Source organism: Nocardia nepalensis, assembly GCF_048910785.1.
GTDB lineage: Bacteria > Actinomycetota > Actinomycetes > Mycobacteriales > Mycobacteriaceae > Nocardia > Nocardia nepalensis.
In genome coordinates this window covers 559,933-583,482 of the sequence record NZ_JBKBET010000003.1, presented here as the reverse complement: position 1 = coordinate 583,482, position 23,550 = coordinate 559,933, and the positions used below count along the sequence as shown (strand labels likewise).

Annotated in this window: 17 protein-coding genes and 1 pseudogene; 9 read left to right on the top strand and 9 right to left on the bottom strand. The window is 67.1% G+C overall.

Annotated features, from left to right (window positions below; genetic code table 11):
* The first annotated feature begins 14 nt into the window (after nucleotides 1-14).
* The 4 genes from ACHQ4I_RS03175 to ACHQ4I_RS03160 all read left to right on the top strand — a co-directional run bounded on the left by ACHQ4I_RS03175 (nucleotide 15) and on the right by ACHQ4I_RS03160 (nucleotide 10,899).
* Nucleotides 15-284 carry an acyl carrier protein gene (locus ACHQ4I_RS03175; RefSeq protein WP_420770108.1) on the top strand — a complete coding sequence of 90 codons (270 nt, stop codon included), beginning with the start codon at nucleotides 15-17 and terminating at the stop codon, nucleotides 282-284.
* Nucleotides 281-7,840, top strand: coding sequence for an SDR family NAD(P)-dependent oxidoreductase (locus ACHQ4I_RS03170; protein ID WP_420770107.1), 7,560 nt, complete (start codon nucleotides 281-283; stop codon nucleotides 7,838-7,840). The genes ACHQ4I_RS03175 and ACHQ4I_RS03170 overlap by 4 nt, the downstream gene beginning before the upstream one ends.
* Complete coding sequence (locus ACHQ4I_RS03165; RefSeq protein WP_420770106.1) at nucleotides 7,837-9,513, top strand: fatty acyl-AMP ligase; 1,677 nt, start codon at nucleotides 7,837-7,839, stop codon at nucleotides 9,511-9,513. The genes ACHQ4I_RS03170 and ACHQ4I_RS03165 overlap by 4 nt, the downstream gene beginning before the upstream one ends.
* 249 nt (nucleotides 9,514-9,762) lie before the next feature.
* Complete coding sequence (locus tag ACHQ4I_RS03160; protein ID WP_420770105.1) at nucleotides 9,763-10,899, top strand: cation:proton antiporter; 1,137 nt, start codon at nucleotides 9,763-9,765, stop codon at nucleotides 10,897-10,899.
* Between the two features lie 287 nt (nucleotides 10,900-11,186).
* On the opposite strand, the pseudogene ACHQ4I_RS43240 reads toward ACHQ4I_RS03160, so the two are convergent.
* The 4 genes and pseudogenes from ACHQ4I_RS43240 to ACHQ4I_RS03145 all read right to left on the bottom strand — a co-directional run.
* Nucleotides 11,187-11,327: pseudogene (locus ACHQ4I_RS43240) on the bottom strand (RNA-binding S4 domain-containing protein); the annotation flags it as partial.
* 45 nt (nucleotides 11,328-11,372) lie between these two features.
* Complete coding sequence (locus tag ACHQ4I_RS03155) at nucleotides 11,373-11,780, bottom strand: RNA-binding S4 domain-containing protein (RefSeq protein ID WP_420770104.1); 408 nt, start codon at nucleotides 11,778-11,780, stop codon at nucleotides 11,373-11,375.
* A 2-nt stretch (nucleotides 11,781-11,782) separates the two neighbouring features.
* Nucleotides 11,783-12,451 carry a C40 family peptidase gene (locus tag ACHQ4I_RS03150; protein ID WP_420770103.1) on the bottom strand — a complete coding sequence of 223 codons (669 nt, stop codon included), beginning with the start codon at nucleotides 12,449-12,451 and terminating at the stop codon, nucleotides 11,783-11,785.
* 382 nt (nucleotides 12,452-12,833) lie between these two features.
* The gene (locus ACHQ4I_RS03145) at nucleotides 12,834-13,106 is read right to left on the bottom strand and encodes a hypothetical protein (RefSeq protein WP_420770102.1); all 273 of its coding nucleotides are present in this window, start codon (nucleotides 13,104-13,106) and stop codon (nucleotides 12,834-12,836) included.
* A 141-nt stretch (nucleotides 13,107-13,247) separates the two neighbouring features.
* On the opposite strand from ACHQ4I_RS03145, the gene ACHQ4I_RS03140 reads away from it, so the two are divergent.
* Nucleotides 13,248-14,429 (top strand): AAA family ATPase, encoded by a 1,182-nt coding sequence (locus ACHQ4I_RS03140; RefSeq protein ID WP_420770101.1) that lies wholly within the window; start codon nucleotides 13,248-13,250, stop codon nucleotides 14,427-14,429.
* Between the two features lie 9 nt (nucleotides 14,430-14,438).
* Here the strand turns inward: ACHQ4I_RS03140 and ACHQ4I_RS03135 are convergent, their stop codons facing one another.
* The 4 genes from ACHQ4I_RS03135 to ACHQ4I_RS03120 form a co-directional block, all read right to left on the bottom strand.
* Nucleotides 14,439-14,756 carry a peptidoglycan-binding domain-containing protein gene (locus ACHQ4I_RS03135; RefSeq protein ID WP_420770100.1) on the bottom strand — a complete coding sequence of 106 codons (318 nt, stop codon included), beginning with the start codon at nucleotides 14,754-14,756 and terminating at the stop codon, nucleotides 14,439-14,441.
* A complete protein-coding gene (locus tag ACHQ4I_RS03130; RefSeq protein WP_420770099.1) occupies nucleotides 14,662-15,081 on the bottom strand; it encodes a peptidoglycan-binding domain-containing protein in 420 nt (139 codons plus the stop codon). The genes ACHQ4I_RS03135 and ACHQ4I_RS03130 overlap by 95 nt, the downstream gene beginning before the upstream one ends.
* A gap of 191 nt (nucleotides 15,082-15,272) precedes the next feature.
* A complete protein-coding gene (locus ACHQ4I_RS03125; protein ID WP_420770098.1) occupies nucleotides 15,273-16,424 on the bottom strand; it encodes a BTAD domain-containing putative transcriptional regulator in 1,152 nt (383 codons plus the stop codon).
* Nucleotides 16,406-17,776, bottom strand: a complete 1,371-nt coding sequence (locus ACHQ4I_RS03120; protein ID WP_420770097.1) for a protein kinase domain-containing protein — start codon at nucleotides 17,774-17,776, stop codon at nucleotides 16,406-16,408. The genes ACHQ4I_RS03125 and ACHQ4I_RS03120 overlap by 19 nt, the downstream gene beginning before the upstream one ends.
* 300 nt (nucleotides 17,777-18,076) lie before the next feature.
* Between ACHQ4I_RS03120 and ACHQ4I_RS03115 the strand changes: the two genes are divergently transcribed.
* From ACHQ4I_RS03115 to ACHQ4I_RS03105, 3 genes are all read left to right on the top strand, one after another.
* Complete coding sequence (locus ACHQ4I_RS03115) at nucleotides 18,077-20,032, top strand: acyl-CoA dehydrogenase family protein (protein ID WP_420770096.1); 1,956 nt, start codon at nucleotides 18,077-18,079, stop codon at nucleotides 20,030-20,032.
* Between the two features lie 427 nt (nucleotides 20,033-20,459).
* Nucleotides 20,460-21,584 (top strand): alpha/beta fold hydrolase, encoded by a 1,125-nt coding sequence (locus tag ACHQ4I_RS03110; protein ID WP_420770095.1) that lies wholly within the window; start codon nucleotides 20,460-20,462, stop codon nucleotides 21,582-21,584.
* Nucleotides 21,585-21,810: 226 nt separating this feature from the next.
* A complete protein-coding gene (locus tag ACHQ4I_RS03105) occupies nucleotides 21,811-22,098 on the top strand; it encodes a hypothetical protein (protein WP_420770094.1) in 288 nt (95 codons plus the stop codon).
* Here the strand turns inward: ACHQ4I_RS03105 and ACHQ4I_RS03100 are convergent.
* Complete coding sequence (locus tag ACHQ4I_RS03100; protein ID WP_420770187.1) at nucleotides 22,004-22,441, bottom strand: hypothetical protein; 438 nt, start codon at nucleotides 22,439-22,441, stop codon at nucleotides 22,004-22,006. The genes ACHQ4I_RS03105 and ACHQ4I_RS03100 overlap by 95 nt on opposite strands.
* A 258-nt stretch (nucleotides 22,442-22,699) precedes the next feature.
* Between ACHQ4I_RS03100 and ACHQ4I_RS03095 the strand changes: the two genes are divergently transcribed.
* On the top strand, nucleotides 22,700-23,530 hold the full coding sequence (locus tag ACHQ4I_RS03095) for a hypothetical protein (RefSeq protein ID WP_420770093.1): 831 nt from the start codon (nucleotides 22,700-22,702) through the stop codon (nucleotides 23,528-23,530).
* Nucleotides 23,531-23,550: the final 20 nt, after the last annotated feature.

Sequence of the window (23,550 nt, the reverse complement as noted above, 5' to 3'; positions counted from 1 at the left end):
GGGTAGGAGGACGGATGGGGCTTGGTCTTCCGCACGGGCAGAGTGTTGTCCCGCGGCGCGCGCAGTTACTAACCGCTGCCGTCACCGCCATCGCCGACCTACTAGATGTCGACGCGGCCGCGGTGTCCACCAGCGCGCCATTCAGTGATCTCGGCCTCAGCTCGCTACAACTGGCGCGGCTGACGGCGCATCTGGAAGATGCCATGGGAGTCGAGGTTTCGCTCACCGCCCTCTACGACCATCCGGACATCGAGCAGCTTGTCGAGTACATCGCGATGCGATGACCACCGCCGATACTGCCTCCGTCCGGCCGTATCCGCCGGTATCGATCGTGGGTATCGGCTGCCGGGTGCCCGGCGCGGCGGGGGTCGACGAATTCTGGCAGATGTTGCTCGCGGGCCGGGACGCCACCGGCGCGCCACCGCCGGGGCGGCTCGGCACGCGGCACGCCGGATACCTCCCGGATGTCGACGCATTCGATAACGACTGGTTCGCCATCTCCGGCCGGGAGGCCGCGCTGATGGATCCGCAGCAGCGGCTGGCGCTCGAGGTCGCGGTGGAGGCGCTCGACGATGCCGGAATCGGCTATCGCACCAGGGGTTCCGGGGCCGCGGTGGTATTCGGGGCTTGCGCCTACGATCACGGCATCGCGGTGCTGGGCCGGGGTGGGCACGACGCGCCGTACGCGGTTACCGGATCGGCGCTGAGCATCATCGCGAATCGGCTCTCCTATGTGCTGGACCTGCACGGACCGAGTCTGGTGGTGGACAGCGCCTGCTCGTCCTCGCTGGCGGCGGTTGATCTCGCATTGCGTCTGCTCGCCGATGACGCGGTGCCCTTCGCGATCGTCGGCGGGGTGAACCTCACGCTGCTGCCGCATACCTCGGAGTACATGGCCGAGGCTGGTTTCCTCGCTCCGGATGGGCGTTGTAAACCGTTCGACGCGGCGGCGGACGGCTATACCCGCAGTGACGGTTGCACCGTGGTTGTGCTGCGGCGCACCGCGGATGCGTTGCGGGACGGGCTGCGCGTGTATGCGGAGATCCTGGGCGCGGCTGTCGGATCGGACGGGCGGTCCAATGGCATGTACGCGCCGAATGGCCGGGCTCAGCAGGACACCGTTCGGACCGCGTGGGCGCGGGCCGGGCTCGATCCGCGTGGTAGCGGGTACATCGAATGTCATGGCACCGGAACGCCATTGGGTGATGCGGTGGAGGTCGGCGCGCTCGCGGCCGTGGTCAGGGGCAGTGGCGAACCGACCTGGATCGGCTCGCTCAAATCCAATATCGGGCATTTGGAGGCGGCCGCCGGTGTCACCGGGATGGTCAAGGCGGCGCTGTCCATTCGACACGGTGTGATCGCTCCGACCATCAACTTCCAGACCGAGAATCCGTTGCTGCGGCTCGCGGAACACGGACTGCGGGTGCCCACCGAGCCGATCGACTGGACCGGGACGGCGGTTGGTGCGCGGTGCGCCGGGGTCAGTTCATTCGGGTTCGGGGGGACGAATGCGCATGTGGTGTTGCGGGGGATCGAGCCAGAGCGGCATCGGGGTTATGAACCGCCCGTTTTGATTCCGGTGACCGGACGCGATGTCGCGGACCTGCGCGTGCGGGCACAGCAGTGGGCTGGACTGCTCGACGGTGCCGATACGCGCGACATATCCGGTGCGAGTTCCGCTTTCGATGTGGTCACGGCGATCGAGAGCAGGGCCGACGTTCTTCGGCAATTCGGCTCTGCCGCAGCACGATTGATTCCCGAACCCGCTCGCGCCGCAGTGATTGCCCGCGACCGCAGCGACGCGGTGGCTCAGCTGCGGGCGCTCGCGGACGGAGGTTCCGGCGCGGGGGTGATCGGCACGAGTTCGGTGCGGCGACGCGGCGGAGTGCTGTTCCTGTTCTCTGGGCAGGGGGGTCAGTATCCCAAGATGGGGCGGGCCCTGGCAGCACGTTATCCGGTGTTCGCCAAGGCGGTGACCGACGCAGCGGATGCGATTGTCGCCGCGGGCGGAGCGCGAGTGTGGACGCCGCGCAACGGATTCGGGCTCGTTGGTGCGACCGCCAGCGCCACCGAAGTCGTGCAACCGGCGATCTTCGCATTCCAGGTGGCGCTGTCCGAATTGCTCGCCTGGTGGGACGTCGAGCCGGATGCGGTGGTTGGGCACAGTCTCGGCGAGGTCGCCGGTGCGGCGGTGAGTGGTGCGCTGTCGCTTTCGGACGCCGCACGAGTCGTGGTGCAGCGCAGCAGGATTCTCGCGCGGCTCGATGGACACGGCGCGATGGCGGTGCTGGAGGCGACACCGGATGAGGCGGCACGGCTGGTGGAACCGCTGCACGCGACGGTGGGAATCGCGGCGATCAACGGTCCCCGTTCGGTGGTGATCTCCGGTGCGCCGCGCTATATCGATGCGCTGGTCCGGCGGGCCAGGCGGCGGCAGATGTTCGCACAGCGGATCGCCGTGAACTTCGCGGCGCACAGTCCACAGGTCGGCGCGCTGCTTCCGGAATTCGTCGACGCGCTCGACGGGCTCACTGCGCGGGTGCCGCGCGTGCCGGTCTATTCCACGACACGTAAACGAGAAACGATCACCACCGCCGCGATGGATGCCGACTACTGGGCCGAAAATGCGTCAGGGACCGTCGAACTGGCCGCGGCATTCGAGCAAGCCGCTGAGGACGGCTTCGCGTCGGTATTGGAGATCGCCCCACATCCCGTGCTGATCCCGGCGATTCGGGACTATCCCGATTTCGCCGACGCCACCCACGCGGTGACCAACCGCGACGACGAGGCCGGAGCCTTCCTGACCGGCCTCGGCCAGCTCTACCTGGAAGGCCGCCACGTGAATTGGGCCGCGAACGGACCGTTCACGGCGCCACCACCACCGAGACAATGGGCCAGACGCCAGTTCCCACTGGTCACGGCACTCGATACCGGGGTTGCCGGGCAACACCATTCGACCACTGGTCGCGGCATCAACGACGACACCGCTACCGGCGCAAGTGCCCACCCCAGCACCCCCACCAGCATCAACCACAGCACCGCGGCCGGTCCCGGGGTCAACCAAGGCACCGCTACCGGTGCGAGTGCCGACCTCAACGCCGCCACTGGATCCGGGCTCAACCACAGCACCACCACCGGAACCAGCGCCAACCACAGCACCACCGCTGGATCCGGTATCAACCAAAGCGCCACTACTAGTCCCCGTAGCGCCGCCGGTGCCGGTTTCAACCACGGCTCCCCCACTGGTCGCGGCATAAACCCCAGCACTACCGCCGGAGCAAGTGCCGACCTCAACGCCGCCACTGGATCCGAGCTCAACCACAGCACCACCACCGGACCCGCTGCCAACCACGGCACCACCACCGGAGCCAGTGCCGACCACAGCGCCACCGCTGGTTCCGGGCTCAACCACAGCGCCACTACTGGTCCCAGTAGCGCCGCCGGTGCCGGTTTCAACCACGGCTCCCCCACTGGTCGCGGCATAAACCCCAGCACTACCGCCGGAGCGAGTGCCGAACACAGCACCGCCACTGGTTCCGCTATCAACCAAAGCGCCACTACTAGTCCCGGCATCGACCCCAGCACTACCGCCGACCACAGCGCGGCCACTGGATTCGGTGTCAACCACGGCACCAGCACCAGCCACGGCACCACCGGCGGCCCCGGTTTCGATCAAGGCACCACTACCGGGCCAGGCTTCAACAGCAACGTCACTACTGGATCCGGTATCAACCACAGCACCGCTACGAGTCCCAGTACCGTCGCCGGTCCCGGGGTCAACCAGCGCACCACTGCTGGTGCCGGCTTCGACCGTAGCGCCACTGCTGGTGCTGGTTTCAACCGTGGCAGCACAATCAGCCGCAGTGCCGCCGGTGCGGATGCGGACCAGTCGGCCGTTGGTGGCTGGGATACCGTCGGTGTCGAGTTTGCCGATAGGCGAGAGACTTACGGTCCGAGCGCAGTTGGCATTGCCGTGGCCGAATCCGAGTTCCCCGGTGACGATCTCGATGATCATGTGGTGCAGGGGGTGCCGACCGTTCCGGCGGTCTTCTGGCTGCTCAGGTTGCTCGATCTGGCTCGGGACGGGCGCATATCGACCACTACGATCGGCGATTTCGTGGTGCACGAGCGAACCGATCTGGCGGCGCTGTCCGCTGTCAGCTATCGGAACACCGGCGGTGGAAAGCTACAGGCGGAGGTCACGGGCGCCGGGACGCTGGCTTCGGCACGGCTGGCCGGTGACCCCACACCCGGGGATATCGTCGCATGGATGCGGGTGGTCGATGCAAATCGGGCCGCGCGCAGGCGGATGCGAGTGCTCGCGCCCGGCGACTTCTACGACTCGCTGCGGGCGCGCCACCTCGAATACGGTCCCGGCTTCCGTACGCTGCGCGGGATCGAGGCCGGGCCCGATTGTGCGGTGGGGTCATTCGACTCCGCACCGCCCCGGCGCTCGGCGACCCTCGACGGCTGCCTGCACTTGCTCGCTGCCGCGGGCAGCGACTACCTGCCCGCCGATGCCGTCCCGCTGCCGATCGGCATCGAATCCGCCTGGCTGTCCGCCGAATCCGAACTCGTGCTGTTGGAAGCCCATGCGTTCGTGCGTGATCGATCCGCTGACGGACTGACCGGTGACATCATCGGCACCGATCAGCACGGTGTCCCGATCCTCGCACTGTCAGGTGTCCGGATCCGTTTCGCGACCTTGCCCCGACGACCCGAATCCGCCACGCACGTCGGCCCTTTCCGCCGCGAAATGTGGATACCGTTCGAGCACCCCGCAATTCGTCATTCATCGGACAGCAACGGTGACCGAGCCAAGCGCCAACCCGATCCGCAGCGCGCCTTGGTGATCGGCGAGTCCCCGCTCGCCATCCGACTGGCCAGGGCACTCGACCGCACACTGCCCACCGAACGGGTCGCCCGCGAACCCGACGCCGCCGGTCCAATCGTCTCCGCCGTCCTCGCCGCACGCACCAACTCCACCCGCACCACGGTCGTCATAGTCTGGCCCGCCGCCTCCAGCGCGCCCCACGAATCCGACTGCGCCACCGACACCACCAGCGACGGCACCAGTACCAGCAGCGTCACTGGAACCGGCAGTGGCGTCACTGGCAATAGCAACCCGACCGCCAGCGGCACCAGTGGGCCCGGCGGCACCAGCAGCAGCGGCCTCGGCATCGGCATCGATAGCGGCGCCAGCGTCGGTAGCGGCAGCGGTAGCGGCAAGACCGGAACCAGAGGGCCCAGCAGCAGCATCAGCGGCGGCAGCGGAGTCGGTAGCGGCAGCGGCGAGGAATCCGGAATCATCGGGCTCAGCGGCACCGGCAGCGGCAGCGGCAGCGGCAGCGGCAGCGGCAGCAGCGTCGGTATAGGCGGCGGCAGCGTCGGTATCGGCAGCGGCAGCGTCGGTATCGGCAGCGGCAGCGTCGGTATCGGCAGCGGAAGCGGCAGCGGCAGCGGCGAGGAATCCGGAATCAGCGGACTCAGCGGCACCGGCGGCAGCAGCATTGGCGGCGGCAGCCTCGGCGTCGACAGCATCGTCGGCAGCGGCAGCAGGCTCGGCGTCGATAGCGGCGCCAGCGTCGGTAGCGGCAGCGGCAGCGGCAACAACAAGACCGGAACCAGAGGGCCCAGCGGCAGCAGCATCAGCGGCGGCAGCGGAGTCGGTAGCGGCGGCAGCGTCGGTATAGGCAGCGGCAGCGGCGAGGAATCCGGAATCAGCGGACTCAGCGGCACCGGCGGCAGCAGCATTGGCGGCGGCAGCCTCGGCGTCGACAGCATCGTCGGCAGCGGCAGCAGCCTCGGCGTCGATAGCGGCGCCAGCGTCGGCAGCGGCAACAACACGACCGGCACCAGAGTGCCCAGCGGTAGCAGCATCAGCGGCGGCAGCAGCGGCGGTAGCGCCGGCAGCGTCGGTGTAGGCAGCGACGAAGAGTCCGGAATCAGCGGGCTCACCGGCACCGGCAGCAGCAGCGTCCGTATCGGCAGCGGCAGCGGCGAGGAATCCGGAATCAGCGGGCTCAGCGGCACCGGCAGCAGCGGCGGCAGCGGCTTTGGCATTGCCAGCAGCGACAAGACCGGCACCAGAGGGCCCAGCGGTGTCGGTGGCAGCAGCAATGACGTTGGTGTCGGCGGCAGTCATAGCGGCAGCGGGGAGACCGGCACCAGTGGGGCCAGCGGCGCGGGTGGTACCAGAACCGGCAGCGTCGTCGGCTTCGGCGCCAGCAGCGGTACCGGCAGCACGGGCAGCACGGGCAGCACGGGCAGCACGGGCAGCACGGGCAGCACGGGCAGCACGGGCAGCAGCATCGTCGGCGTCGGTAGCAGCAGCGAGACCGGTGCAAGCGGCAGCAACGGCACCATTGGGGCCGGGGGCAGCAGCGGCGTCGCTACCACCGCGCGGGTGCTGGATCTGCTGCAACGCGTGCAATCCGAAGATGCCACAGCATCTTTGATGATCGTGCTCCCCGACGACGCACTCACCGACCATCGGCTCCCCGACCATCAGCTGCCCGACCGCAGGACAACGTCCGCGAGCCGACAGCGCGGGTCGACACCGCCGGGCGACGGCACCGTGCCGATGGCTGTGGCAGGTTTGGTGCGATCGATGCAGCTCGAGTCGGGCCGTGACGTGCGGCTGGTGTGGACCGATGGGGCGGAGACCGCGGTGCCCCGACTGCGCGACCTCATTGTCGAGGCGGCAACGGCGTCCACCGCGCACGCGCTGCCCGATGAGCTCCGAATCTCGGAGGGCACCGTCGCCGTGCGCCGTTTCGTACCCGCGCGACCCCAGTCGACCACCCCGACAACAATCGACCCCAATGGCACCTATGTGGTCACCGGCGGATTGGGTGCGCTGGGTTCGGTCGCGGTGCGCTGGCTGCTCGACGCCGGCGCCCATGACGTGGTCGTACTCACCCGCGCGCCCCGCCCGGTCCCCGCGCTGCTGGACGGACTCGAGGACCGAATCGTCGTGGTGCGCTGCGACGCGGCCGACCACAACGATCTCGCCAATGCGCTCGACGATGTTCGGGAATGCGGTTCCACCATCCGCGGCGTCGTACACGCCGCGGGGGCACTCGAGGATGCCGCCTTCGACGCCGTGACCACGCGTCAGCTCGCCCGCATGTTCGCACCGAAGCTGATCGCCGCGGGCAATCTGATCGAGCTCACCGCCACCGATCCGACCGACTTCGTACTGCTGTTCTCCTCGGCCACCGGCGCACTCGGCGCGCCAGGTCAGGCCGCGTACGCCAGCGCCAATGCCGCAATGGACGCACTCGCCCACGCGCATCCGGGTCGGCGGGTGTTGAGCATCGGCTGGGGCGTCTGGGATTCGGGACTCGCCGACGCCGCAGGCGGTGCGGCACATCTGCGACGCGCCGGAATCTCAGCCTTCGACATCCCACGCGGCACCGAATTGTTCTGCCAGACCATGCATTACGACCAGCCATACCTGCTCGCGCTCGACTACACGCCGACCTCGGATCCGGCCCCGATCGCTACCCGCCTCCGCAACCTGCTCACTACCGACCAACCGGCCGCCGCGCAGCCGAATCCAACACCCCCGCAATACCATCCGGCCGAACCGCTCTCTGCGACGATCCGCTCCGCACTCGCCGCCACCCTCGACCTGACCGCCGAACACCTCGATCCGGAAGCCGATTTCAACGACTTGGGCCTGACTTCACTGCTCGGCATAGAGATGCGCCGCCACCTCGAATTCCGGCTCGATATCCGGATCTCCACTGCGGAACTGTTCCAACACCCCACCATCACCGCGCTCAGCGCGGCGCTGGCCGACCGGGTAGCCGCGAAATCCGATGAGGTGCAGTGACTTCGCCGCGCCGGAACGTACTTGCCAGCCGAGTCGACCAGTGGGCGCGGACGAAACCCGACAGCGCTGCGTATACCGAGTTGCGTTATCGCGGACAGCACTGCGAACCAGTCACGCTGACCTACCGGCAACTGCACGCCGCGGCGGGCGCACTCGCCCAGAGGCTCAGAGCTACAACTGATCCCGGCGATCGAGTGGCAATCCTCTGCGCACACGGAATCGACTATGTCGCAGCATTTCTCGCATGCCTCTACAGCAATCGCATCGCGGTACCGCTATTTCCACCGATAGGCAGTAGAAACCGGTCCCGACTCGACGGCGTGCTCGCCGATGCCCGCCCAGCACTCAGCCTGATCTCCGCCGCCGACACCACAACCCGCGAGGTCTTCGGCCCGGCACTGGGTCGAGTACTGGAGATCGCACCAGTTCACAACGCATCAGAAGATCCGCTTGTCGATGCCGTCCGAACGGATACGGCCTATCTGCAGTACACCTCCGGATCGACCAAGGCCCCCGCCGGAGTCGAGGTCACCCACGCGAATCTCGCGGCGGCACTGGATCAATTGTGGACGGCAGTGCCCGCTGTGCGCACCAAACCGATCGTCTCGTGGCTGCCGTTCTTCCACGACATGGGCCTGGTACTGGCCCTTTCGCTACCGCTCTACTCGGGCGTGCACGGCGTCACCATGGCGCCCGCCGAATTCGTCAAGCGCCCCATCCGCTGGCTGCGCGCGCTCAGCGACTACCGGGCCGGCGCCACCGGCGGCCCCAATTTCGGTCTGGCCCTCGCGGTCTCGGCGACCACAGCCGAGGAACGCGAAGGGCTGGATCTATCCGGACTCGACGCGCTGCTGAACGGCGCCGAACCGATCCGCGCCGATGCGCTCACCGACTTCACCGAAACCTTTGCCGTCCACGGATTCCGGCACCAAGCCCACACTCCCGGATTCGGCCTGGCCGAGGCCACGCTGTCGGTGACCATCTGCCGCGAGCCGGATCCGCCCGTCTCCCATACCTTCGATCGAGCGGCCCTGACACAAGGCCGTGCGCAGACCGCGCAGGAAGGGGTTCCGCTCGTCGGCTGCGGCATTCCCGCAGGCCAGCAGATCGCGCTGGTGGACCCGACCGAGCGGATCGAGGTCGCGGCGGGCGCGGTCGGCGAGATCTGGGTCAGCGGCCCCAATGTGTGCGCCGGGTACTACAACAATCCGGCCGCGACCGCGGCGAGTTTCGGCGCCACGCTGTCCGGCAGTCAGGAATCCTGGTTGCGCACCGGCGATCTCGGCTTCTGGTACGAGGGCCAGCTCTATATCGCGGGCCGACTCGAGGACCTCATCGTCGTCGACGGCCGCAACCACTATCCGGCCGATATCGAGACCACGGTGGCGGACTGCGCGCCCGAGGTACGGGCCGGGCACGTGACCGCCTTCGGATACGACGACGGCCGCCGCGAAGATCTGGTGGTGGTCGCCGAACTCGCCGATCCGGCGGCCGCCGGAACAGCGGAGCTGGCCGCACTGGCCCGCCGGATCCGCAATGCCATCGCGACCGCACACGAGGTGACACCCGGCGCCGTCGTCTTGGTGGAGCCGGGCCGAATCCCCAAGACCTCCAGCGGCAAACTGCGCCGCGGTGAATGCCGGGCACTCTACGGCGCGGGCCGTCTGCCCTAGTGCCCCGTCCAGATAGCTCCTGCCGTATCGAGCCCGGGGTTCCGGGTTCTGTCGAACGTAGTCGAATGGTGGCCGCCCGGGCCGTATTCGACCGCCATATGACTACGCTCGGCGAGCAGCCGGGGTGGGTAGGGCGGCAATCTATCTGGACGGGGGACTAGCCGAAGCGCTGCGGAAACTCCCGCTGATGTCCCCGTGATCGGAGGCATCGAGCGCGATGATGGACGGCATGGCGACCGAAGAGCCGCGATGACCTTCTCCACCCTCGCCCTGGTCATCGCGCTCGGACTGTGCGGCCCGCTGCTCGCGCTGCGGCAGGGCTGGCATACACCGGTGATCCTCGGCGAACTGCTGGCGGGTGTCGTATTCGGCACCACCGGGTTCGGCGTCCTGCACGCGAGCGATCCACTGTTCACCTTCCTCGCCGACATGGGTTTCGCGCTCGTCATGTTCGTCGCGGGCACGCATGTCCCGGTGCGTGATCCGGCGGTTCGCTCCGCACTGGGGAAGGGCGCGGTCCGGGCGGTGCTGGTCGGATTGCTCGCTACCGCGGCCGGTTTCGGTATCGCCAGGTGGTTCGGGACCAGACACGGCCCGGTCTATGTGGTGCTGATGGCGTCCTCGTCGGCGGCGCTGGTACTGCCGATCATCGATTCGCTCGGCCTGCACGGTAAACCGGTGCTGGCACTGACCGCCCAGGTCGCTATCGCCGATACCGCCTGCGTGGTGGCGCTGCCGCTGGTGATCGATCCGGCGAATGCGGGTCGTGCGGCGCTCGGTGCGGTCGCGGTGGCGGCGGCCGCCACGGTGCTGTTCCTGGTGCTGCGCAAGCTGGAACTGTCGGGTCGGCGCAAACGGGTGCATCGGTTATCCGAGGATCGCGCCTTCGCCCTCGAACTGCGGGTCAGTCTCGCGGTGCTGTTCGCCTTGTGCGCGTTGGCAACCCGGACCAATGTGTCGATCATGCTGGCCGGATTCGGGGCCGGGCTGGCCGTCGCCGGGGTCGGGGAGCCGCGCCGGGTCGCCCGCCAACTCTTCGCCATCAACGACGGCTTCCTCGGTCCGCTGTTCTTCGTCTGGCTCGGCGCCCGGCTCGACCTGCGCGAGTTCGGCGACCACCCCCGGCTCATCGTGCTCGGCCTCGCACTCGGCATCGGCGCGATCCTGGTGCACCTGGCGACCCGTGCCGCAGGACAGCCGATCGCCTTCGGCACCCTGGCGGCGGCGCAGATCGGCGTCCCGGTCGCCGCCGTCACCGTCGGCACGCAACTCCACGTACTGGTGCCGGGCGAAGCATCCGCGATGATGCTCGGCGCTCTGTGCACGATCGCCGCAGCCGCACTCGCGGCCAGCCGAGTCGCGACGCGCAGCGCAAAACGGGCTTGAGTTAGCGCCTCGGTCGCCCCCGGTCAGGGACGGCCGGAGCTGCTCCCGCGCACGCACCGCGCATGTTTTCGCCCACGAATTCTTGCGCCGCGCAACAGTTAATGCGCGGCGCAGCAATCAAACGGGCGGCGCAACGTCAACGCGCAGCGCAACAGTCAACACGTGGCGCAGCAATCAAACGGGCGGCGCAACGTCAGCGCACGGCGCAACAATCAATGCGCGGCGCAATGTCAGCGCACGGCACGCAGCGTCGCCCGTCGCGACTGGCGCAACCCCATCTGGACAACTCAGCTGTCAGTGCGCCCGAGCAGACGGTCGGTCTCGCGGCGTTCCCGTTTGGTTGGCCGTTCGGAACCACGGTCGCCGCGTGGCATGGCACGAAGATCTCTCGGGGGCTGCGGAGGAGGACTGCGATCGATCAGCGCGCGGCACTCAGGATCGCCCGTCTCCACGGCGCAACCCATCTGGACAACTCAGCTGTCGGCGCGCCCGAGCAGACGGTCGGTCTCACGACGTTCCCGTTTGGTTGGTCGGCCGGAGCCACGGTCGCGGCGCGGCATGGCCACGAAGATCTCTCGGGGTGGCGGCGGAGGGCTGCGGTCGATCATGCACTGCGCGGCGATCGGCGGGCCCACGCGTTTGGTGATGACGCGCTCCACGATGACGATGCGCTCGATACCGCCGGCGCGAATCCGGACCTCGTCACCCGGACGAACAGGCTGGGCCGGTTTGGCCGCAACGCCGTTCACACGCACATGCCCGCCACGGCAGGCCTCCGCGGCGGCGGACCTGGTCTTGAAAAGACGCACCGCCCACGTCCACGAGTCCACACGGGCCTGTGTCGGGGCGGTGTTCTTGGTAGTCGGTTGGGCGGGTGCCACCCTTAGACCATACGGCGTGCCGTCACAACCATGTCGGGGCGCAGCGGGGTGTAGGACACCGGCTGACCGGACTGGACCGCATTGAGCAGCTTGCCGTCGCCCGCGTACAGGCCGACGTGGCCGCCGCCGTTGGTCACGACGATATCGCCGGGCTGCAGGTTCTCGAAGGCGACCGGCGCGCCGACGTGCGACTGTTCGAAGCTGGTGCGCGGCAGTTCGATTCCGGCCTGCTTGTAGGCCCACTGGACCAGACCCGAGCAGTCGAAGCTGAACGGACCGGAGGCACCCCAGGAGTACTGCGCGCCGATCTTGGACTTGGCGGCGTCAAGCGCGATGTCACTGGCGGTGTTGTGGTTGAACATCTGCGGCACGCCCGGGGTGAAGAAACCGGGGATCGACGGCGCGGCCTGCGGCGCGGCGGCCTCCGGCGCGGGCGCGGCGGGCATCGAAGCGAGTGCCTGCGTGAGCTGCTTACCCAGATCCTGGGCCTGCTGATCGAATTCTTGCGGAACCGGGACGTCGAAATCGCCGATCCCTGGGATGTTGATGGTGGCTGCCATCGCGGGGATGGCCGGCATCGCACCAGTAGATGCGGCGACCGCGCCCATGACGAGCGCACCCTTGACGGAATTCGGTAGCCGCGATTCCCGCTGCAAGCTGTGTTTACCCACCGAGCCGAGTCTCCGATCTTTCTGCTCTCCCGCCGACCGGGTCAGCTGTCGGCTCAGACCGGCAGAACGGCCCGAACTCCCAGTTGAATCTCTGGGTCCCGGCACGGCAGCCGGATTAATGGCCCCGACAGCCGATTTGGCGGTTACTCAGTGGCGCCGCTTCTCTTCCGAACCGACAGACTCCACTAAGTCACGAAGAGATTACGGCCACGGCGCGGTGTTGTCCAGCGCACAGAGCAGACTGTTCTCAGATGATGGAAAATCCCTGGACAAGCGGCCGGAATCTGGCTGACCCCAGATAGTCACGGCTAGGTATCGGCGCCGCGCCCCGCGGGTTATCGAATCGAGAGTTCCGATCGGATCCGGCCCGCGCCCACAGGATTCACCCCCGACTATCCGTCGGACCCCGCTGCGCGAGCGCGCGCTCGAGTTCATCGATCCGGCGCCGCGCGTCGGCCAGACCGACCTCGAGCTGACCGAGTGCCATTACCAGCGGCCCGACCGCGAGATCGGCGACCAGCTGCGGATCGTCATAGCCACGTTCGATCGCCACCAGGATGTTGGAGCGGATGCGTCCGGCCACGGTGGCCCCGGCGGGAACGTTCCACGACTCGACCACCTCGGCGGTGGTTGTGGGAGTGGATTCCTCGGACATGCCCCTCCGTTCCATAGCTACGTCGTGAGCGACTGCTTGCGGGTCGTTCCATTCAACACTGCGATAGGTTGCTAGCAATATCTAGGACACGCCGTATATATGGCCAGATTTGGCTGACGAAACGCGCTACGGTGTCTGGGCATGGACCCCGTGCGGAATCCGTATGCTCCCGGAGCCGGACAGCGCCCACCCGAACTGGCCGGGCGCGATAAGCAACTCAAGGCCTTCGATATCGTGCTGGAGCGGGTCGCGCGCGGCAGGCCGGAGCGCAGCGTGATGCTGACCGGACTGCGCGGGGTCGGAAAGACCGTGCTGCTCAACCAACTTCGCTCCGCCGCCGTCTCGCGGGGTTGGGGCACAGGAAAAATCGAGGCCAGACCCGATCAGGAACTGCGCCGCCCACTCTCCTCCGCACTGCATATGGCCGTCCGCGCCGTTGCCATGGCGCACCGCAACCAGGAACGCGTCGACGACTTCCTCGGCATACTCAAGGCTTTCGCGCTGCGCTCCACCGCCGATAAGGGGATGCGGGAGCGTTGGCAGCCAGGTATCGATGTACCCGCGGTGACCGGTCGCGCCGACTCCGGCGATATCGAGATCGATCTGATCGAACTGCTGAAGGAGGCGGCCGGACTGGCCAGCGATATCGGCGTCGGCATCGCGGTCTTCATCGACGAGATGCAGGATCTCGGTGCCACCGATATCTCCGCGATCTGCGGCGCCTGTCACGAATTGAGCCAGGACGCCGCGCCTTTGATCGTGGTCGGCGCCGGGCTGCCGCACCTGCCAGCGGTGCTGTCGGCCTCGAAGAGCTACTCCGAGCGGCTGTTCAGCTACCACCGCATCGACCGGCTGGACCGCGAATCGGCGGATCAAGCCCTCATCGCACCGGCCGAGCGGGAAGAGGTGAAGTTCACCGAGGAAGCGCTGGATGCCCTGTACCACAGGGCAGATGGTTATCCGTACTTCGTGCAGGCCTACGGCAAGGCCGCCTGGGATCAGGCGCCGGAGAGTCCGATCACCGCCGAGGACGTCGACGTTGCGGCACCCAGCGCCGAGGAAGAACTCGCCGTCGGATTCTTCGGGTCCCGATACGAACGCGCGACCCCGGCCGAACGCGAATATATGCGCGCCATGGCCGATTTGGCGGGCGACGACGGTCCGGTGCCGACCGCCGCGGTGGCCAATGAACTCGGCCGCAAACCCGCCTCGCTGTCACCGGCCCGCGACGGGTTGATCAAGAAGGGCCTGATCTATTCGGCCGAGCGCGGCACCATCGGATTCACGGTGCCGCACTTCGGCCGCTATCTGCGCAGCGTTTAGCCGAAAGGCTCAGAACGGCAAGGGAAGCGGATACCGGTAGTCGCAGAGCCCCTGCGCGGTGCACGCGTTCTGCAGGGATCGCCAGGTGGCCGGTCCGACCACTCCGTCGTCGTAGATGCCGACGGCCCGTTGGAAATTCCGCACCGCCGCCTTGGTCTTCGGCCCGAACTTACCGTCGACATCGACCTGACCGTTCCCATAAGGCGAACCAACGAAGAACTCACGGCGCAGCTCAGTCGGGCAGGGGGTACGGCCACTTCTCGTCGCAGAAGCCGGTGAACCAGCACGTGTCCTGCAGAGCCTGCCAGGTGACCGGGCCGACCACACCGTCGACCGTGATGTGCCGATCCTTTTGGAAATTCTTCACCGCCTCCTTGGTCTGCGGTCCGAACTTGCCGTCGACATTGACGAAGTCATTGCCGAAATCCCAGCTGAGGTACCACTGCACGGCCGCGACGCATTGCGCCTGATGGGTGACCCACTCGCGCAGCGTCGGACGAAATGCCAGGCACTCGTTGATCGATGATGCGTAGACCGCCGCGTGCGCCGGTGCCTGAACGGCGACGCCACCGGCCACCGCCGCGATACCGACAGCGGCAGCGGCAATCGCACGGCGAATCCGGGTGGATCCCGAAAGTTGCTGTGTATTCATGGTTTTTCCAATGTCTTGCGCGGAGCTCCGAATCGAATGTCCGAAGCTGGCACCGACGCTATGAACCACGACCAAGGATTCGGCAACGAAGCGCTCACGCCCGTGGCGTTCGCTCATGGCTGCGCCTCGCTGGCGCTCGGCTCCGCCATGCGCGAAGCGCGCTGTGTCGATGATTCACTCACTTCGTTCGCTCATGCCAGCGGCCTGCGCACCTCGAGCGTCACCGACCCGATCCGAATGCGATCCCCGTGCCTCAGCACGGCCGCGCCACGAATGCGCACATCGTTGACATACACACCAATGGCCGAGCCGCGATCCTCGATCCGCACCGCATCGCCGTCCAGCACGACCCTGGCGTGCCGACGGCTGGTCTTGGCGTCGTCGAGCCGGATATCGTTCTGGCCGCTGCGCCCGATCGTCATACCAGCCCTGGTCACCTCGAACCGCCTGCCGTCCTCGACGTACAGCAGCACATGTCCCAGCGTCTCCAGCAGCGTCGACCCGTCGGAATCAACGTTCAGCCGCAACGGAATCCGAGCCGGTTTCGGCAACGGTTCATGCCGCAGAATCCGCTGTTCGAGCCCTATCAACCGGTCGCTGGGATCCATACCCTGGTCACGCAGCGACCGCTGTGCGGTGCGGCAGGCAGCCAGCGCATCACCGGCTCGCCCCGTCTCGTACAGCGCCGTAATCAGCTGCGCCCACAGGGATTCCCGCAATGGGTGACGCGCCGTGAGCGCGCGCAGTTCCCCGACGACCTCGGCGGCGCGGCCGCAGGCGATCTCGAGATCCAATCGCGCCTCGAGCGTGCGCTGCCGCTCTTCGTCCATATGCGCGCAGAACGCCTCGACGAAGGTTGACATCGATAGACCATCCAGCGCCGCGCCGCTCCATTCCCCGAGTGCCTGGAGGAAATACTCGGCCGCGCGCTCATGGTCACCGATATCGAACGCGGCCATCGCCGCGGTTCTGGCTCGCTCGAAGCGACCGAGATCGCAGTCCTCGTCCCGAATGTCCAAGCAGTAGTTGCCGGAACCGTCGGTGCGCAGTATCGCGGTCGCCGCAACCTCGGCGGCCTGCAGCGCGGCCCGCAGTTCGGCGATGCGATTGTGCAGGTTCGCGCGAAAGCTCGGCGGCGGATCACCATCCCAGATGGTGTTCGCCAACCGCGCCGGCGAGATGGCATTACGCCGGTTGACGACGAGAACCGCGAGCATCGACCTGGTCAGCGGCCCACCGATGGCGAGCGGTCGGCCCGCGACATACCACCGGACCGGGCCGAGGATGCGCACATCGAGCGCGCGCGGCGGCACGGCGCCGGGTGTCATGGCGCCGGTACGCATCGGCCGTCGAAGGCCCCGTCGGCGACCCGGAATACCGGCCACTGTATGGCCTTTGCCCGCGTCTCCGGTCCGTAGATGCCGTCGACTACGGCACCGTGGTCGACCTGCAGATGCCGAATGGCGCGCTTCATCGGGAGGTCGTACATCGTCGTCTTGTCCAGTTCGATGCCGTGGCACATGGTCAGCGCCTGCCGCAGAACCATGACCGAATCACCCCGATCGCCCTCGTTCAGCGCGCAGCGCGGATCGTCGTGATCGGCTGCCCCACTTGGCAATTCGAGATAGAAATCGGCGCCGATCGGTACCCGCACACGCCAATAGCACCGCAGCAGCCCCGTCTGCACACCGCTCGTACGCGGCACACTCGTCGGGGCCGCGCCATCGGATCGATGGGGCGTCGGCCAGACCGCGGTCGTCACTGCTGCCACGACCACGGCGACGATCCCCCCGACCACGGCGATGCGGGCACGCGGACCGCGAACCAGGTCGGACAACCCCCACCGATGCGGCCACCGCTCGGTATCGCCGATCGCCGACTCCACCGCACGCGCGAACTCCGTGCAGCTCTGATAACGCCGCCCCGGATCCGCCGCCATCGCACGGGCGATGACATCGTCCAGCGCCGGTGGCACATCCGGCCGAACCCTGGTGAGCTCCGGATTGTCCCGCACCGTTCGGGTCCCACCGGGCGTCGGTGAGCGGCCATTGGGGTTCGATCCGGTGAGCAGCGCCAACAGAGTCGCACCGAGCGAATAGATGTCCGCCCGCCGATCCACCGCACGCCCACCCAGCACCTCCGGTGCCGCGAAGGCGGGAGTGCAAGCGCGCCAACCGGTTTCGGTGACGGTGGCGGCCTCCTCGATGGTGCGGGCCAGCCCGAAGTCGGCGACCAGCACGCGTTCCCCCTCGGCACCATCGGCGACCAGGATGTTCGACGGTTTGACATCGCGGTGCAGCAGATTCTGCTCGTGCGCGTGATGCAGCCCCTTCGCGGCCTCGCAGACTATGCGGGCCGCCCGGTCCGGTTCCAATCCGCCCGGTTGCTTGCGCATGAGTTCGCCCGCGTCGGTGCCGTCCACGTACTGCATGGCCATCCACAGCGCGTCGCCCTCTTCACCCCGGTTGTAGACCGAGACGACATTCGGATGGTCCAACCGGCACACCAGTTCGGCCTCGCGCCGGAAAATGCTGCGATAACGCTGGTTCGCGCCGAGATTTTCGGCGAGCACCTTCAGTGCCACCTGCCTCGGTAGGGCCGGATCCTCGGCCAGATAGACCGCACCCATCCCGCCGGAACCCAGCGGCCGCACGATCGAATATCCCGCGAATACCTGCCCCGGCCGCAATAACATCCCTGCCCTCCAAGGGAATACGGGCCACGTCCTCGCCCTGACGCGTATCAGCCACTACCCCACATCCGGGGCCCGGTGTCAAGCCGATATGCGCGACCCGCGCCGGCTGCCCCGTCGAGCGATCCATGAGCAATCGCTACCGCCCGCTCGAGCGATCCGCAGGCAATCGCCAGCCCTACATTCACCCATCCATCAAGGTCATCAGAGATTGATAGATAACGCTCTACCTCGACCCCTACCGGCCGGTAACAAACCCTCCTACACTCTTATGTGATCCTGATCACGTCCGAGGAGGACATCATGGCGAGTACCGCAAAAGTCGACGCCACCGAAGAACAGGCCCGCGCACTGGTCGAGGAATCCCGCGAAACCAGTTGGGCCAAACCATCGTTCGCCAAGGAGATGTTTCTCGGCCGATTCCGGCTCGATCTGATCCACCCCTACCCCCAGCCGAGCGACGAGGACGCCGCGCGCACCGAGGCCTATCTGGCCCGGCTCCGCCCGTTCTGCGAATCGCTGGACGGCAGCGTCATCGAGGCGGAGTCCAAGATTCCCGACGAGTACGTCAAGGGACTGGCCGAACTCGGCTGCTTCGGCCTCAAGATCCCGGAAGAATATGGCGGCCAAGGTCTTTCCCAGGTCGGCTACAACCGAGCGCTGATGCTCGTCGGCTCCGCGCACCCCAGCCTCGGCGTACTGCTGTCGGCGCACCAGTCGATCGGCGTGCCCGAACCGCTGAAGCTGGCGGGCACCCCGGAGCAGAAGGCCGAATTCCTGCCCCGCTGTGCGGCGGGCGCGGTCAGCGCGTTCCTGCTCACCGAGCCCGATGTCGGCTCCGACCCGGCCCGCATGGCCAGCACCGCCACCCCGACCGAGGACGGCGAGGCCTACGAGATCAACGGCGTGAAGCTGTGGACCACCAACGGTGTCGTCGCCGAACTGCTGGTGGTGATGGCCCGGATACCCAAGAGCGAGGGGCACCGCGGCGGCATCTCCGCCTTCATCGTCGAGGCCGATTCGCCGGGCATCACGGTCGAGCGCCGCAATGCGTTCATGGGCCTGCACGGCATCGAGAACGGCGTGACCCGCCTGCACAACGTCCGTGTACCAAAGCGCAATCTGGTCGGTCGCGAGGGCGACGGCTTGAAAATCGCGCTGACCACGTTGAACGCGGGGCGGCTCGCCATTCCGGCGCTGTGCACGGCGGCCTCGAAGTGGTCGCTGAAGATCGCACGGGAGTGGAGCACCCAGCGGGTGCAGTGGGGCCGCCCGGTCGGCGAGCACGCCGCGGTCGGGGAGAAGATCTCCTTCATCGCCGCCACCACCTACGCACTCGAGGCGGCGCTGGACCTCTCGGCCACCATGTGCGACGAGGCCCGCAACGATATCCGGATCGAGGCGGCGCTGGCCAAGCTGTGGGCCAGTGAGATGAGCTGCCAGATCGCCGACGAACTGGTGCAGATCCGCGGCGGACGCGGCTACGAGACGGCGGCGTCGTTGCAGGCCCGCGGTGAGCGCGCCGTCGGTGCCGAGCAACTGGTCCGGGATCTGCGGATCAACCGCATCTTCGAGGGCTCCAGCGAGATCATGCGGCTGCTGATCGCCAGGGAGATGGCCGACGCGCACATGGCCGCCGCCGGTGCGCTGGTCGATCGGAATGCGGAGTTCAAGGACAAGGCCAAGGCCGCGGTCGGCGCGGGTGGTTTCTACGCCAAGTGGTTCCCGCAGTTGGCGGTCGGCGCGGGCACGGTGCCGGCGACCTATGCCGAATTCGGGCCGCTGGCAAGGCATATGCGCTTCGTCGAGCGCAACTCCCGCAAGCAGGCCAGGTCGCTGATGTACGCGATGGCGCGCTGGCAGGCGGGTCTGGAGTACCGGCAGAACTTCCTCGGCCGCATCGTCGATATCGGCGCCGAGCTGTTCGCGATATCGGCGGCCTGCGTGCGCGCGCAGGCGCTGCGGACCGCGGGCGCGCCGGAGGGCAAGGCCGCCGAGGAGCTGGCCGATACCTTCAGCAGGCAGGCGCGGATCCGGGTGAAGAAGCTGTTCGACGCACTGTGGGACAACACCGACGACGACGATCGCACCCTCACCCGCAACGTCCTCGACGGCCGCTACCAGTGGCTGGAGGAGGGCATCTTCGATCCGAGCGAGGGCACCGGACCGTGGATCGCCGAATGGCAGATGGGTCCGTCGACCGAAACCAACCTGCTGCGCCCATTCCTGCCGTCGACCCGCAGCCACGCGGGCACCTAGGCCAGGACCCGATACGAGCCGTCGCCCGTCCCTGGGTGACGGCTCGTTCGTGTGCGTGACCAGCCGCGTTCGCGCCCGATCGGCAAATATTCGGCAGTCTCGGAAAATTCCTAGACGTCGACAGACATTCGATACTTCGAGGTGGTGACTGTCCGATAACAATCTCTAGCGAATTCTAGAAAATTCAACCGATTACCCGATAGAAGCCGATTCCACAGACGATCATGGTTGTCTACGTGAATCTAGCGTCTGACCTACTGGTTCGTAGATTCACCGATCGACGAGCCCCGCGATGTCGATCGGCGGCGTCAGTTGGACAACGCGTACATAACGAGTGGTATGGGGCGTTAACGGCTCGGGAATCCAAGCCGACAACCGGGCAAGAAACGCTCCGCATGGGTGTCCTACGAGGCACAGGAGAACCTTCATGTCCACGACCAGCGCCCGCCGGGCCGCCGATTACGACGGCCACCGCATCACGGTGTCGGCCGACGACGGCGTCCCGATCGCGGTCCGCACCTTCGGCGCCGACGACGCACCCCTGACCGTTGTCTTCGTACACGGTCACTGCTTGCGCACCGAATCCTGGTCATTCCTGCGCGATCACCTGCTGCGACACTGGGGGACGGGAGCCGGCGGGGCGGGTAAGTACGGCGGGACGGCAGCCGGCGAAGCCGACGGGCCGGGTAAGTACAGCGTGACTGCATTGCGCGAAGCCGACGGGACAGCTGGGTACGGCGGCACAGCATTGCGCGAAGCCGATGGGGCAGGTGGGTACCGCCGCGCGGACACCCGAATGGTCTTCTACGACCACCGCGGGCACGGCGAGTCGGGCGCCGCACACCCATCGACCTACACCATCGATCAGCTCGGCCACGACCTCGACGCCGTGCTGCGGACGGTCGTGCCGACCGGTCCGATCGTCCTGGTCGGACATTCGATGGGCGCGATGGTGACCCTGGCCTACTCCCGGCTGTTCCCGGCGGCGATCGGCACCCGAGTGGTCGGCCTCGGCCTGATCGCCGGCGCGGCCAACGGCCTCACCGAGGTGGGGCTCGGGCGGTTCCTGAATCGGCGCGCGGTGAACTCGCTGCAGGTCGCGGTGCTGCGCGCGCCGCGGTTCATGCACGCATCGAAGCGCCTGACCCGCCGGATCTTCGAGCCGATCGCCCGCGAGGCGAATATGGGCACCAAGCGGACGAATCCGCGCATGGTCGCGCTCGCCGCGGCGATGATGAACGACACGCCGCTGCTCACCATGTCGAGCTTCCTCGCCTCGCTGATCACCTTCGACGAGACCGCATCACTGCACCGCCTCGGCACCATCCCGGCGCTGGTGCTGGCCGGTTCGGCCGACATCGTCGTGCCATTCGCGCATTCGGTGGTGCTGGCCTCGCAACTGGCGGGCTCCGAGCTGGTCCGGCTCGAGGGCGCGGGACACAGCGTGCACCTGGAGCGGGCCGAGGAGGTGGCCTGCTACATCGTCGGGCTGGTCGAACGGGTCATCGCCGCCATGCACGATCACGGCCCCGGATATGCGGCGGTCGGCTGAGAGCGCGGCTCGTCGGAACTCACAACGGCGCGGAAGGCCATCCAGGCAACATTCGGGCGAACAACCAGAATTGTGGGTCCCACGAGCCAAATCGCGATTCCTCACGTACTGTGTTGTAGATCACGTTGTGTGGTGAGTCACACGACTTGGTGAAGCGCGGTCCCAGACAGACCATGGAACCAACCGCACCAGTTCGTCTGTCCGCCAAGGAACACAGGAGGTATCGATGACACGCAGCGACATAGCGGAACTACGCTACGCGGTCGGCCAGCTCCGGCAATCCATCGGCGCACTGCGCTCCCACTACGGCGACGCCAAGTCGGTGCGACGACTGGAGAACGATCTCGAGCGCCTCGTCATCGATGCCGACGAGCTCGAGCAGTCGCCGCCGCAGGAGATCACGCGCCGTCCACAGGAGGTCATCTACGTGCCGGACAGCAAGTCCGACGAGGCGGCGTGGATGGGTGCGCAAGACGAGGGCCTCGGCTTCCACTCGCGCCCGCGGACCAAGTAGCAAACCCCTGGTTTCCGACGCTCCTGCGCTCTCCGCGCCTTTTGCCGGTCGTCAGGTCCGCCACGGCTACCGTCGCGGACCGGCGGCTGGTAACTCCTCGCCCCTTGGACGTGCCCGGCGGAGTTGCGCATGCCCTCGCGAAATCAGTTGTTACGTCGGTCGGGTCGAACGAAATCGCCCGTAAACCACAGTTGCCGTTGGCGCCTGCCAGCGCGTGCGGCATCGTGGTCATGATGCACAGGGAGGTGGCGCCGCCGAGCGGATGACCGAGTGCGATCGCCGAGCCGTCGACGTTGCACGCCTCGCGCGGATCCCGGTCCCATTCCCGCACCAGCGCAAGCACTTCCACCGCGCCCGGAGTCGCGGTGTCCGAATCACATCCGGCCGCAGCCCATCCGAGGAGGGTTTGTATCTGGTTCGCCACAACGCACGGTAGGTAAACCCGGATCGGGTGTGGCGGAAATCACGGACCTGAGGGTGGGTCATGTTTGGCGTGACCTCGCTCGCGCGATAGCTGGCGTGTCGTATGGTGCTCAGCATCACATTCGATTGCGGAGGTCACGGGGACCGTCCGCACAGCAGATCAGCGAGGCATCCACCTGTGAGTGCCGCACCGACCGCCACCCCGGAAACGGGCACCGGCGTCTTCAGCAAGACCAGGGCCGCCATCTCCGCGCGCACGCTGCGCACCGACCGATGGTGGATCCCACCGCTAGTGACAACCGTCGGACTAGCCGCGTTCGTCATCTACGCGACGATCAGATCGTATGTGCGAACGGCATATTGGGTTCCGGAGTACCACTACCTGACGCCGTTCTACTCACCATGTGTGAGCAGCGACTGCGTCGAGGGCTCCAGCCACTTCGGCGCGTGGTTCGGCCATATCCCCGCGATCCTGCCGCTGGGCTTCCTGGTGCTGCCGTTCCTGCTCGGATTCCGGCTCACCTGCTACTACTACCGCAAGGCCTATTACCGCGCGGTGTGGTTCTCCCCGCCCGCGTGCGCGGTCGCCGAGCCGCACGCCAAGTACACCGGCGAGACCAAGCTGCCACTGATCATCCAGAACGTGCACCGCTACTTCTTCTATGTGGCCGTGCTGGTTTCACTGGTCAACACCTGGGACGCGATCTACGCATTCCACGGCGAGACCGGCGGATTCGGCTTCGGCCTCGGCAATATCGTCCTGACCGGCAATGTGCTGCTGCTCTGGGCCTACACGCTGTCCTGCCATTCCTGCAGGCACATCATGGGCGGCAAGCTCAAGCACTTCTCCGCGCATCCGGCGCGGTACTGGTTCTGGACCCAGGTCTCCAAGCTCAACACCCGCCATATGGCGCTGGCCTGGACCACCCTCGGCACGCTCGTGCTGACCGACTTCTACGTGATGTTGGTTGCCAGCGGCACGATTTCGGATCTGCGGTTCATCAACTAACCGCCCTCACAAACCAGGAG

Coding starts and splice junctions, on each gene's coding strand:
- ACHQ4I_RS03175 (WP_420770108.1), top strand. CDS start 15: ATGGGGCTTGGTCTTCCGCACGGGCAGAGTGTTGTCCCGCGGCGCGCG.
- ACHQ4I_RS03170 (WP_420770107.1), top strand. CDS start 281: ATGACCACCGCCGATACTGCCTCCGTCCGGCCGTATCCGCCGGTATCG.
- ACHQ4I_RS03160 (WP_420770105.1), top strand. CDS start 9,763: ATGACCTTCTCCACCCTCGCCCTGGTCATCGCGCTCGGACTGTGCGGC.
- ACHQ4I_RS03145 (WP_420770102.1), bottom strand. CDS start 13,106: ATGTCCGAGGAATCCACTCCCACAACCACCGCCGAGGTGGTCGAGTCG.
- ACHQ4I_RS03140 (WP_420770101.1), top strand. CDS start 13,248: ATGGACCCCGTGCGGAATCCGTATGCTCCCGGAGCCGGACAGCGCCCA.
- ACHQ4I_RS03130 (WP_420770099.1), bottom strand. CDS start 15,081: ATGAATACACAGCAACTTTCGGGATCCACCCGGATTCGCCGTGCGATT.
- ACHQ4I_RS03125 (WP_420770098.1), bottom strand. CDS start 16,424: ATGCGTACCGGCGCCATGACACCCGGCGCCGTGCCGCCGCGCGCGCTC.
- ACHQ4I_RS03120 (WP_420770097.1), bottom strand. CDS start 17,776: ATGTTATTGCGGCCGGGGCAGGTATTCGCGGGATATTCGATCGTGCGG.
- ACHQ4I_RS03115 (WP_420770096.1), top strand. CDS start 18,077: ATGGCGAGTACCGCAAAAGTCGACGCCACCGAAGAACAGGCCCGCGCA.
- ACHQ4I_RS03110 (WP_420770095.1), top strand. CDS start 20,460: ATGTCCACGACCAGCGCCCGCCGGGCCGCCGATTACGACGGCCACCGC.
- ACHQ4I_RS03105 (WP_420770094.1), top strand. CDS start 21,811: ATGACACGCAGCGACATAGCGGAACTACGCTACGCGGTCGGCCAGCTC.